Raw genomic sequence first — 13,086 nt, 5'->3', positions numbered from 1 at the left:
TCATAGTAAAAAGAGCGTCATAGTAAAAACAGCGAAATAGTACAAAGCGCATCGAATAGAAACAAGAGGGCACCGAAAGGTGCCCTTTTTATTGGACGTTTAAAAAGGGAGCAGTTTTACTTTTTTTGTTTGCCGATACTTCTTGAGGTGTTCCTTGTGCCACAACGTCACCACCTTCTATTCCTGCACCCGGGCCTATATCTATAATGTAGTCGCTAGCAAACGCTACCTGCATATTATGCTCTACCATAACTACGCTGCTGCCTTCATCGACCAAGGTATTCAAATGTGCCATTAACAAGCTTATGTCAGCTGGATGCAGTCCTGTGGTAGGCTCATCAAGGACATAAAGCGCGTTCTTCTTTTCAACCCGTTTTAATTCGGTTGCTAATTTTATTCTCTGGACTTCGCCACCAGATAACTCGGTTGCAGGTTGACCTAACCGTAAATAATCTAGCCCAACTTGCTGCAATGCCTCTAGTGCCCGACAAATAGGGGCTTCGTCGGCAAATATCTCGTGCGCCTCTGCCACACTCAGTGATAAAACATCGGCAATGGAAAGGCCATTCCATGTTACTGATAACGTATCTTCGTCGTATCGTTTTGTATGACAAACCGGGCAGGGGGAATAAACGCTTGGCATAAATAGAAGCTCTACTGAGACAAAGCCAACACCTTCACAATTCTCGCATCTACCCTTAGTGGTGTTAAATGAAAAGCGGCCAGCGTTATAGCCCAACTGTTTTGCAGAAGCGGTAGCGGCGAATAGTTTTCTCACGTGGTCGAAAAGACCTGTGTATGTTGCCAAGTTAGAGCGAGGCGTTCTGCCTATAGGAGCTTGGTTTACCACGACCAGACGTTTTACCTGTTCCAAGCCACCTGCTATGTGTCCATTAGCAGGCTCGTCTTTGTCACTGTTTAAAAGTGCTGTTTCATCAACGTCTAAATGCGAGTTTTTATCTAAACTCCGATCGGTGCTCTTACCTTTGCCAGCGCTTGTAAGCGCCTGTTTAATTAATTCAACTAGGGCGTGACTGACTAAACTCGATTTACCCGAGCCAGACACCCCAGTTACCGTTGTTATCGTGCCAAGGGGGAACTTGCAGTCCAAACCCTTTAAGTTGTTTTTATAGATATTCTTTAACGAAAGCCAGCCAGTAGGTTTGCGATTGAAGCGGGGAAGGCTGAGGGCGTTATTAAATAAGAATTGCGATGTTTCTGACTCAGTTGCGTTTTTTAACTTTTCTGCTGGGCCGTTAAATACGACTTGGCCTCCACCGTCTCCAGCTTTAGGGCCCACATCTACCACCCAATTTGCATGCTTTATTACACGTACGTTATGCTCTACCAGAAATACAGTATTGCCGGCACTAACAAGTTCATCAAAAGCCGCTAAAAGCGCATCAATGTCGTTTGGATGTAGGCCCGAAGACGGCTCATCCATAATGTACACAACGCCGAAAAGTTTAGATTTGATTTGTGTGGCTAAACGCAAACGCTGAAGTTCACCGGCAGACACTGTAGTTGTGCTTCGTTCTAAAGAGAGATAGCCAAGGCCAAGAGCAATAATTGGAGCAAGTCGCGCGAGAATATCGTTAGCGATATTATTCAACACCTTCGCTTTTTCGTTTTGTTGGTTTGCAACGCTTTCGAGCAAGTCAGATAGTCGTGAAGCAACATCACTTAGGGAAAGACGTGAAAACTCAATAATATCTTTGCCACAAAGCGTTACAGAGAGCGACGACTGTTTAAGCTTCTTACCATTGCATTGAGAACAGGTAGCTACGTTCAAATACTCGGCAACACGCCGCTTTATTTTTTCTTTCTGTGAATATTTGAATGTTTCAAGCACATAGCTTTTTGCGCTGACAAACTTTCCCTTATAGCTAGCGGGTTCGTTGTCTTTTAGCGCACGACGAGTTTGCGCCAAGTTATAATTTCTATAAACAGGAACTTGAGGTGACTCGTCGGTAAATAAGATCCATTGACGCGTGTCTGCAGGCAGTTCATTCCATGGAATGTCTACATCAATATCCAGTGATAGCAGTACTCTCACCAAATTTTTACCCTGCCATGCACCTGGCCAAGCCGCTATTGCTCCTTCACGAATAGAGAGGTGTGGGTCTGGTACCAGTTTATCTTCGGTAACATCAAAAACTTTGCCTATGCCTTGGCATTTATCGCAGGCGCCTTCGACGGTATTAGGTGAAAACGCATCTGCATAGATGATGTTCTGTCCCTCTGGATATTCACCGGCGCGGGAATATAGCATGCGTAGGCTGTTCGATATGGTAGTGATACTACCTACTGAAGAACGCACTGAAGGAGACCCCCTATGCTGATGAAGTCCAACTGCTGGTGGTAAACCCTCAATACTGTCTACCTCAGGCTTTTCAATCTGATCTATTAGTCGTCGGGCATAGGGTGATACTGAGTCTAGGTAACGATGCTGTGCTTCGGCAAATAGAGTCCCAAATGCGAGAGAAGATTTACCAGACCCAGATATCCCTGTAAAAGCGACAATACAGTTTCTTGGGATATCAACGTCGAGAGATTTTAAATTGTGAACGCGCGTTCCGCGCACTTGCACGTTGTCATTTACCGAGCTAGTCATAGCGTGAAAGTGTTCCATCCTTGATTTGCAGTAAAATAAAAAGCCTAGCTATTTGGGCTAGGCTTTCAGGTAAATCAGTTTTTACTCAAAAAGCTATGAGCGGTAATGCTCATTTTGCAAGTCGAAACGATCTAAGTTCATTACTTTATACCAGGCTTTAACAAATGCATTCACAAACTTTTCATGCCCAGTAGATGCTCCGTAAACATCGCAAACCGCTCTTAATTGCAGGTTTGAACCGAACACTAAGTCACAGCGAGTAGCCGACCATTTCTTTTTACCTGTAGCCACGTCTTTACCATTGAACACTTGGTTCTTGTCGTCTACAGGAGCCCATTTGGTGTTGATGTCGAGTAGGTTGACGAAAAAGTCATTGCTCAATACACCTGGCGTTTGCGTAAATACGCCGTGCTGAGAGCCGTCGAAATTGGTATCAAGCACCCTAAGACCGCCAACTAGTGCTGTCAACTCTGGCGCAGTCAGGTCTAATAAATGAGCTCTATCGATTAACATACGCTCGCTATCTACCGTACGATCTTCTAACGAACTGCCTGGTTTTATATAATTTCTGAAACCGTCTGCGTGGGGTTCAAGAAACGATATGTTGTGCTCATCGGTTTGTTCTGGCGTTGCATCCATTCTACCGGCGTCGAAAGGCACAATGATTTCGATACCAGCTTCTTCTGCTGCTTTTTCTATCGCAGTGCCACCAGCTAATACTACCAGGTCGGCCAAGGAGACTCGCTTACTTGTTTGCGCATCGTTGAAGGTTTTTTGAATGTCCTCAAGGGTGTGCAGAACACTCTTTAATTGCTTTGGATTATTGACTTCCCAATTAATCATAGGGTCAAGGCGAACTCTTGCACCATTTGCGCCGCCCCTAAGGTCTGTTTTTCTAAACGTAGAGGCCGATGCCCATGCCGCGCTAACAAGAGCAGATATGCTTTGATCGCTGGCCAGAATGCTCGCCTTTAATGCGGCAATATCGTCTTCGTCGATAAGCTCGTGATCGCACTTGGGAATGGGATCTTGCCAGATAAGAGTCTCATCAGGGACATCAGGGCCTAGTAGTCTGTTTTTAGGCCCCATGTCTCTATGAATCAGTTTATACCAGGCTTTCGCAAACGCGTCGTCTAACAATGCTGGCTCAGCTAAAAACTTTTCACATATTTCTTTGTAGGCTGGATCTTTTATCAGGGCTATATCTGTTGTCATCATCATAGGAGGATGGCGAAGTCCTTCCACATGTGCATCTGGAATGAGATCTGCTGCCTCTCCATTTTTAGGGCGCCAAGCCTTACCACCGGCGGGGCTTTCCGTTTGTTCCCATTCAAACTTAAACAAGTTTTTCAGGTACTCATGATCCCAGCGTGTGGGGTTTGATGTCCACGCACCCTCTATACCATTCGTTGTGGTGTATTGGGCATTACCCGTGCCGTTGCTGTTTAACCAACCAAGTCCTTGGCTTTCAATGGGAGCAGCGCTTGGCTCTGGCCCAAGGTGAGATTTGTCAGAGCCACCGTGACTCTTTCCAAATGCGTGCCCACCCGCGATTAAAGCAACGGTTTCTTCATCGTTCATTCCCATTCTGCCAAAGGTGATACGTATTTCTTGGGCTGAAGATACAGGGTCCATATTCCCAAACGGGCCCTCGGGATGAACGTAAATCAATGATTGACGTGATGCTGCAAGCGGATTTTCAAGATCGTAGTCTTCGGTACCGGGCTCGCCTGTCCAGCGTTTGTCTTGAGTGGCCATTTCAGTCTCTGGCCCCCAATAAGTCGCATCGTCAGCTTCCCAGCAGTCAATTCTGCCGCCACCAAAACCAAAGGTTTTAAAGCCCATTTGCTCAAGAGCGAGATTTCCCGTGAGCATGATCAAATCTGCCCACGATATATTGTCGCCGTATTTCAGTTTGATGGGTTGGAGTAAACGGATAGATTTATCAATATTGCCGTTATCTTCCCATGAATAAAGTGGAGCAAAACGCTGAAGGCCTTGTGCAGAGCCACCTCTGCCGTCAAATACACGGTACGAGCCTGCAGAGTGCCACGCCATGCGGATCATTTGCGGTCCGTAGTTGCCGTAGTCTGCGGGCCAAAAATCGTGAGAGCTAGTTAACAGTTCTAAGATATCTTTTTTTACAGCGTCTAGGTCAAGAGATGCAAAGGCGGCAGGGTAATCAAAATCTTCTCCCAGCGGGTTTGCAGCGGGAGATTGGCTATGCAGCAGCTCAATGGGCAGTTGACCTGGCCACCAATTAGCATTCATAGGTGGAGTGCCTATTGCACCACCAATACGTTTACTTTCTATCGTTTCGTAACCGCCGGCGATGGGGCACTTCATTTTATCAGACATGCAGATTTTCCTTTTATGTTTAGCTCCTCGGGCAATGCCTTAATTGCTTACTGATACCGAGTATTCGTAACAGGGTAGATGTTAAAGCAAGGGCGGCAATTCAATCTGAAAGCGTAAAAGTAGTCTGCTAAATAGCATCCCGAAATAAAACGTCGAGGACCAAGCTTAGCGCTTTATTATTTCAATATTCTCATATACTTGAATAAACCGTTTGTAGAGCCGTATCGTTATTGAACGGCGTCATAAGACGCCTCTTTACACATGGGTACGCCTACCTGTAGGTAAAGTTCATAACGCAACGCTAGGAGCAAATGCATATGCATTTAAAGAGCGCTTGTAAACAAAGCGCTAGCCATGCTCTGAGGCTGTCTTATGCATTGGAAGGATTGAAGTGAAACTTTAAAGCAGGTATTGAAGCTGACACTGAACCGCTTATTGATGTCGTTGACGACGCCGGAAAATATCAGCGATAAAAAACAGCCACATTGCAGCGAAACTGAAACGCCACGCAGTAAAAACGATTGAGGAGGGAGAATGGCTGCTTCTAATGTGTTAAGAACATCATAAGGGTGTAAAACAGCGCTATAACTCCAGACAAAACCAAAATATAGAGAAAGCCCTGTTTGCCTTGTTCCAGAGTGTATTTATTTGCTTGTAAATAACCAAACCATAGTAGCGATAAGATTAATGGAACGAGTACAATTATTTTTATCATGAAAAACCTTTATCTTTCTTACGGCCGTTTACTGGGATGCACGCATTAGACAAATGACGGGTCTAAACGAAACTTCGTCTCTTATACCAATCTATTGCATTAAATGCCAACATCACAACGTTACAGCTGCATTCATAAATAAGTTTTCATGTTGCCAAACAAAAAGGGCGGTAGGCTTGCCTAGGCCGTTTCCTTTAACTCTTCATGTTCTAAGTATCTTTTTCGTTTTTTGTCTTTTATTTCAATAGTGTCCACTACCACTAACCCATCTATACAGTCGTTAAAGTCTGGGTCTACGTTAAAGCCGAGGAAAGCAACACCGCCAGTACGGGCAATTTCTGAATACTGTTTGTACAGTGTTGGCACATTCACCCCCATATTGGCCAGTAAGTGTTTTAGTTGGGTGAACTCCACTTTGTAATTGTCACCCTTAAACACATGTGGAATGTCCTTTCCTACCTGAAAGGGGCGCTTACAGCTAGCATTTCCGAACTTTGGAGGGAAGTACGTGGAGTAAAACTGCACTAGCAAATTTTTTGCTGGCTCAGGGTAAGCGTTACTTAGTGAAACTGCACCAAACAAATACCTATATTTTGGGTAGCGACTTAAAAATACACCAATGCCGTACCAGAGATAATCTAAGCTACGCTTACCCCAATAGCGAGGTTGAACAAAGCTTCTTCCCAGCTCTAAACCTTGTTGAAAAAGTGCGTCATTGTTATCGCCGTAATCAAACAGTGTTGCAGAGTAAAGCCCGGTTTCATGGTTAGCTTTAGAGAGTATTTCAGCGTCGCCGAAGCGATATGCACCAACAATTTCCAAATCGTCCGCATCCCACAGCACAAGGTGATAATAGTGTGAGTCGTACTGATCGATATCCCGTCGTTTGTTGGTTCCTTCTCCAACGGCTCTAAATGCTATCTCGCGCAGTCGACCTATTTCTCTCATTACGGGAGAGCAGTGTTTATGCTGGTATAAATAAATCGATTTCCCATCAGAGGTTTGACCTAAATGCTCACAGTTTCGAATGGCCTGAGAAAGGACTTTTCTATCTTCGGGCATAGCAATAGGCGCCTGCGTTTCAAAAACACCACTCTTATTACTGCCAATTCGGTAAAGGTGTCGCTTAAACAGTTTTACTTTTTCTTTAATGTTTATTGATGGTCGCTGATAAGACTCAAACGGAATGAGTTCACCGATACGTATTGGCAGGTGTTTGCGTCGCTGCTTGAACATCTCTTTAACTAGCAAAGCAGTGGCGAGGGGTTTATAAATCATCGAAACGCCATAAAATAGTGGGCTGTTTTTGGCGTCGATATAAACCGGAAGAATAGGGGATTTTACTTGGCGCGCGATGCGCAAAAAGCCTGAGTTCCAATGGGTATCACGCACACCCTGAGGACGAAGACGAGATACCTCGCCTGCAGGAAAAATTAATACGGCGCCCTCTTCAGCAAGATGTGAATGTATTGCCGATAAATGTTGCTTGGCCGTGCCACCTTCCATGTTATTAACCGGTAAAAGCATGTCGTGTAGCGGCGAAATAGCCATAAGCATTTCGTTCGCAACTACTTTTAAATCGTGGCGAACTTCACTTACCAACTTTATTAGTGCTAGGGCATCGAGAGATCCAATAGGGTGATTTGCAATAATAACCACTCGCCCTTCATGGGGAATACGCTCTTTTTCAATATCTCTGGTAGAGTAACTAATATTGAAATAGGCTAAAACTTGTTCAACAAAATCGATGTCATGGTAGTGCGGATAGGTTTTTCCAAACTCTTGAATGTCTTTTTCGTGCAGCAGATGGCTAAGGGCAAAAGACAGTGACTTAAACAATAATGGCTTGTTCGCAACTTGAGGGTAATGTTTGGTTAAAACGTCGTTGACAGTAAACATAGTTTCTCTCGTGTTTTTGCAAACGATAACAGTGCAATGTGACGTTTTTGACATACTTTTTTGTCAGTTATTTTACAAAAGCAAACGCACAGATTGTAATAACGAAGAACATTGATATGTGTATTTCTCGTTTACATGCTCACCTTGAATCTTCTACCTCTATGGCATCGCTCCACGCATTCTCCTCCATTGCAGCAGTTTGTTAGGTAAGCATACATTTTTGAATTTACTGAAAAAGTAAGTAAACTGCGGGATGTAAATAAAATGTTTCGTCAGCAATGCTCAACACGCCCTAGCAATAAGGTTGTTAAAAATTTCGAACATTTAAAGAGCACATAAAAATATAATAAGAGAAAAACAATATGCGTATCGTGGTGACAGGTGGAGCAACAGGTCTGGGAAAATCCCTTGCTATCAAATGGGCAGAGAAGAACGAAAAAATTAAAATTTGCATTGCCGATGTGAACAGTGAGCGAGGTAACGAGACCGTACATGAGCTAACGTCCCTTGGCGCAGACGCATTTTTTATTTCTTGTGATATCACCTCGGATACCGATGTAGGAAAGCTTGCCAGTACACTGCGTACAAAGTGGGAAGGCGTCGACTACGTTTTCAACAACGCCGGTGTTGCTACGGGGGGAAGTTTACTTGATGAAACACTCGAACAATGGCAGTGGGTATGTGATATCAATATGCTGGGAATGGTGCGCGTGAGTAGAGCATTTTTACCTATGATGAAAACTCAAGGGCATGGTTATTTCGTCAATATCGCCTCACAAGCAGGATTAACCCCCATTCCATATATGGGAAGCTACAACGCAATGAAAGCCGCAGTAGTGGCGTTCTCTGAAACAATTAAGCTTGAGCTAGCACCTGATAATATAAATGTTAGTGTGGTATGCCCAAGTTTTTTCAAAACTAATCTTGATGAGTCGATGCGCAGTTCAAATCCTGCATCGCACACAATGCTCAAAAAGCTTTTTGCAAAAGCTGACCTTAGTAAAGAAGATGTGGCTAATATCGTTTATGAGCAGGTTATGGCCAAACGATTCTTAATTTTGACCCATAAGTTAGGTAAACAGGCATATCTATTGAAAAAACTTCTCCCGTCGAAGCGTTACATAAATATGATGCTATCGAAAACAAAAGCAATGAAAAAGGCGATGGCTAAACAAAGCGCGTAATGGATTTTTTTGCATAACGGGTTTTTCGGGCACAGCGCGCTTTCTTGTAGTAGCGTGTAGAGCAGCATAAAGCGAATGTCTGAGTATTTCCGAACCAAGCGGAGAGATAATGAATAAGAGTGTTGTAGACAAAGCACAAAATGTAAGACAGGGTGAAGAGCTTGATGTTGATGCTGTGAATGCGTGGCTTAAGCAAAATTTATCAGACCAAGTAAAAGCAAGCTGTGATAATTGCTCGTCTCTTCCTTCCGTTACTCAATATTCGGGAGGCGCATCAAATTGGACATATTGTTTAGATTACAAAGACACTTCACTGATCCTTCGTAGAGCGCCTGCGGGAACGAAAGCAAAAGGCGCTCATGATATGGGCCGAGAATTCAGACTTCAGCACGCACTCAAGCCTGTCTATCGATATGTTCCAAACATGTATGCCTACTGTGAAGATGAAAGCGTTATTGGCACAGACTTTTATGTGATGGAGAAGTTTACCGGTGTTATTCCTCGCAAAAACTTGCCCCGAAATTTAGCTACTACTAAGGCACAAACTGCTCAGTTATGCACAAATGTACTTGATAGTTTAATTGAACTTCACAAGGTGGATTATAAACAGGCCGATTTGTCTCATTTAGGCAAAGGCAGTGGCTATATAGAACGGCAAATCAGCGGGTGGAGTCAGCGTTACAGTAAAGCTAAAACCTGGAACGTACCGTCGGGAAAAAAGGTTATGCATTGGCTTGAAAAAAATATGCCTGACAATGAACGCATTTGCATTACTCATAACGACTTTCGCTTCGACAACGTTGTGCTAAATCCAGATAACTATACAGAAATCATTGGCGTGCTTGACTGGGAGCTGGCAACACTGGGCGACCCGCTAATGGATTTAGGTAATTCGCTTGCATATTGGGTAAATGCAGACGATGACTTTCTAGCGCAGTCAACACGGCGTCAGCCAACTCATTTAGAGGGGATGCTAACGCGACAGCAAGTAGTTGCTTATTACTGCAATAAAATGGAAATAGAGATAGACGACTTTACCTTTTATGAAGTTTACGGACTCTTCCGCTTAGCCGGTATTGCCCAGCAAATTTATTATCGTTATCACCACGGTCAAACTAACAACCCGGCGTTTAAACGGTTTTGGATCTTCATTCACTATTTGTTATGGCGTTGCAATAAAGCCATAAAAGCATCAGGAAAAAAATAATGACAACGAGAGAAAATATTCTGATTACCGGCGCAAGCTCTGGACTGGGCAAAGGCATGGCCATCGAATTTGCAAAGAAAGGCCGTAATTTGGCGCTGTGCGCACGGCGTTTTGAAAATCTGGAAACATTGAAAGAAGAGTTGCTAGCGCTTAACCCCAATATCAAAGTGGCAATTCGTTCTTTAGATGTTAATGATCACGATGCAGTGTTTGAGGTGTTCGATGCATTCAAGCAAGACTTAGGATCTCTGGATAGAGTTATTGTTAATGCCGGTATGGGGAAGGGGGCGTCTATTGGCACGGGTTATTTTCACGCAAATAAGCAAACGGCGATAACCAACTTTGTGTCTGCGCTGGCGCAGTGTGAAGCTGCCATGACCATATTCAGAGAACAAAATAGCGGACATTTAGTGACAATTTCGTCTATCAGCGCAGTGAGAGGTTTTAGGCGAGCGATGACAGTATATGCTGCAACCAAAGCTGGGCTGACGTCTTTGTCTGAGGGAATACGCATGGATGTGATGAATACTCCTATCAAGGTGACGTGTATCCATCCAGGGTTTATTCGCAGCGAAATAAATGAAAAAGTGGAAAAAGTCCCTTTTATTGTCGATACCGATGTTGGCTGTCGCGCAATGGTAAGTGCTATTGAAAAAGAAAAAGCAAACGCCTTTGTACCCGCGTGGCCGTGGGCTGTATTGCATTGGATAATGCGCATTGCGCCTGCAAGTGCCATTAGAAAAATGAGCTAAGAGCGCGTTATGAAAGTGGGGCTACGCGAAAGCGACTTTGGCCTCAAGTTTATTTGAAAAAGCTATAGACATAAAAAAAGCGCCGAAAGGCGCTTTTTAATTGCTAATCGTAAAGATTAACCTAGTGCTTTGATTTGTGCAGCTAGGCGACTCTTATGACGAGCAGCTTTATTTTTGTGAATCAAGCCTTTAGTAGCCATTCTGTCAAGTACTGGAGTAGCAGCAGATAATGCAGCTTGTGCACCTTCTTTATCGCCACGAGCGATAGCAGCAACTACTTTTTTGATGCTTGTACGAGTCATAGAACGACGGCTAGCGTTGTGCTGACGACGCTTTTCGGCTTGGATTGCACGTTTCTTAGCAGACTTAATGTTAGCCAAGGTGTAACTCCCAAATAAATTCATGTCAAAAACGAGGGTGCGGATTGTGCCTACCAATCGCTAAATTGTCAAACGATTTCACGATGTGATTCGTTGGTCATTTTGAAAGCACAATCTATTAAACACAGCCTATTGTAAAACAGTAGATGTGCTCAACACGTTGCGCATTCGTCGCGAAAGCTATACAAAAACATTGCATCCCATAACGGGCGCGGATTATAGCAATAAAATAGATAGAAATGCACAACTATTTTGAATAAATCATTTCACCTGCTATCGCCTTTGGTTATCATGATTTGCTTATCCCCCTCTTTATAGTCCATCGGAAGCAGAAGTGTCACGGAAGTTAATCAAATCTGGCTTAATAGTTAGCATAATGACCCTAGTTTCAAGGGTGTTAGGTCTCGTGAGAGACGTGGTTGTCGCCAGGCTTATGGGAGACGGCGCAGCTGCTGATGTTTTTTTCTTTGCCAATAAAATCCCCAATTTTTTGCGTCGGCTATTTGCAGAAGGAGCGTTTGCTCAGGCATTTATTCCTGTGCTGACAGAAGTACATAACAACGATGATAAAAAAGAACTGCGCGAGTTTGTTGCAAAGGTAAGCGGAACGTTAGGCGGTATTGTCTTTTTGGTTTCTATTGTGGGAGTTATTGCATCGCCAGTACTCGCGGCACTTTTTGGTACCGGGTGGTTTGTTGCCTGGCTACAGGGGGATGAGGCCGGTGACAAATTCGAGCTCGCCTCGGCAATGCTAAAAATCACCTTTCCTTATTTAGCCTTTATATCGTTAACCGGGCTATCTGGGGCCATTTTAAATACCTTGAATAAATTTGCCGTTGCAGCATTCACTCCCGTGTTGCTGAACGTATGCATTATTTTGTGCGCAATCTACCTGTCGCCTAGCTTATCTCAGCCTGCGTTTGCCTTAGCATGGGGCGTATTCATTGGCGGCATCGTTCAATTCTTATTCCAGCTACCCTTCTTATTTCGAGCTGGACTACTGGTGAAACCCAAATGGGGTTGGCACGACGAAAATGTTGTAAAGGTAAGAACCTTAATGATACCGGCATTGTTCGGTGTGTCTGTAGGGCAAATAAACTTGTTATTTGACACCTTCATTGCCAGCTTCTTAGTTACAGGTTCTATTAGCTGGCTTTACTATTCAGATAGGTTATTAGAGTTTCCGCTAGGTCTTTTTGGTATAGCCATTGCCACAGTGATATTGCCAACGCTATCGAGAAACCATGTAACAAACAATCCTAAAGCGTTCGCTGCAAATATCGACTGGGCATTTCGAATGGTGTGTTTACTTGGCATTCCAGCTGCTGTAGGCCTTGGTACTATGGCTCGCCCTATCTTGACGGTTATTTTTCAAAGAGGTGCATTTACCGCCGATACCGCCATAATGGCTTCTTATTCTTTAACAGCGTACTCCTTTGGCTTAATCAGCTTTATGCTTGTTAAAATACTGGCCCCTGGCTTTTATTCCCGTCAAGACACGAAAACGCCCGTAAAATTTGGTATTTGGTGCATGGTGGCGAACATGGTGTTTAATCTTATCTTTGCCGTTCCGTTCGGCTATATCGGTTTAGCTATTGCTACCAGTATGTCAGCTACGCTTAACGCCGCTTTGCTTTACATCACGCTGCGTAAACAAGGAGTATTTGAATTAAGTCGCACGTCATTATTTTTCATTGCGCGTGTTTTACTAGCAAGTGCTGTTATGGGCGTAATAATTTACTATCGCGACAGCGGCTTGGCTTTTTTCGATCTTGCACTTATAGAGCAAATGAAAGACGTAGGTATCACCATATTACTGTCCGTTGGTGGCTTCCTGACTACCATGGTGCTGTTAGGGATGAGGCCTCGTCATTTTAGAAGTGGTGGTGAGTAAGCAGTAGTGAGTAAACATCTCAAAATGGCAATCGTTGTTTGTTATTTATAATCATATTACAACGTTTCTAATGTCTTTACTGA

8 protein-coding genes are annotated in these 13,086 nt (G+C 43.8%); 4 read left to right on the top strand and 4 right to left on the bottom strand.

Translation table 11 applies throughout. The features are described 5' to 3' along the window. Positions 1-88 precede the first annotated feature (88 nt). The 3 genes from GTW09_RS08285 to olsF form a co-directional block, all read right to left on the bottom strand. Positions 89-2,614, bottom strand: coding sequence for an excinuclease ABC subunit UvrA (locus GTW09_RS08285; protein WP_163111509.1), 2,526 nt, complete (start codon positions 2,612-2,614; stop codon positions 89-91). A gap of 93 nt (positions 2,615-2,707) precedes the next feature. Then, entirely contained in the window at positions 2,708-4,885 is a 2,178-nt protein-coding gene (gene katG / locus GTW09_RS08280) for a catalase/peroxidase HPI (RefSeq protein ID WP_420809547.1), read from the bottom strand. A gap of 982 nt (positions 4,886-5,867) precedes the next feature. Continuing rightward, a complete protein-coding gene (olsF, locus tag GTW09_RS08275; protein WP_163111507.1) occupies positions 5,868-7,586 on the bottom strand; it encodes a bifunctional ornithine lipid synthase OlsF in 1,719 nt (572 codons plus the stop codon). Between the two features lie 362 nt (positions 7,587-7,948). On the opposite strand from olsF, the gene GTW09_RS08270 reads away from it, so the two are divergent. From GTW09_RS08270 to GTW09_RS08260, 3 genes are all read left to right on the top strand, one after another. Beyond that, on the top strand, positions 7,949-8,770 hold the full coding sequence (locus GTW09_RS08270; protein ID WP_163111506.1) for an SDR family oxidoreductase: 822 nt from the start codon (positions 7,949-7,951) through the stop codon (positions 8,768-8,770). Between the two features lie 109 nt (positions 8,771-8,879). Then, complete coding sequence (locus tag GTW09_RS08265; protein WP_163111505.1) at positions 8,880-9,977, top strand: phosphotransferase family protein; 1,098 nt, start codon at positions 8,880-8,882, stop codon at positions 9,975-9,977. Further along, positions 9,977-10,729: an SDR family oxidoreductase gene (locus GTW09_RS08260; protein ID WP_163111504.1), complete on the top strand. Its 753-nt coding sequence runs from the start codon at positions 9,977-9,979 to the stop codon at positions 10,727-10,729. The genes GTW09_RS08265 and GTW09_RS08260 overlap by 1 nt, the downstream gene beginning before the upstream one ends. 116 nt (positions 10,730-10,845) lie before the next feature. Here GTW09_RS08260 and rpsT read toward each other — a convergent pair whose 3' ends face one another. Continuing rightward, positions 10,846-11,109: a 30S ribosomal protein S20 gene (gene rpsT, locus GTW09_RS08255; RefSeq protein ID WP_071981307.1), complete on the bottom strand. Its 264-nt coding sequence runs from the start codon at positions 11,107-11,109 to the stop codon at positions 10,846-10,848. 334 nt (positions 11,110-11,443) lie between these two features. Between rpsT and murJ the strand changes: the two genes are divergently transcribed. Beyond that, entirely contained in the window at positions 11,444-13,003 is a 1,560-nt protein-coding gene (gene murJ, locus GTW09_RS08250; protein WP_163111503.1) for a murein biosynthesis integral membrane protein MurJ, read from the top strand. The last annotated feature ends 83 nt before the right edge of the window (positions 13,004-13,086 follow it).

Source organism: Alteromonas hispanica, assembly GCF_010500915.1.
Lineage (GTDB): Bacteria > Pseudomonadota > Gammaproteobacteria > Enterobacterales > Alteromonadaceae > Alteromonas > Alteromonas hispanica.
The sequence above is the reverse complement of the archived record's forward strand: the minus strand, read 5'-3'. Positions and strand labels throughout refer to the sequence as shown.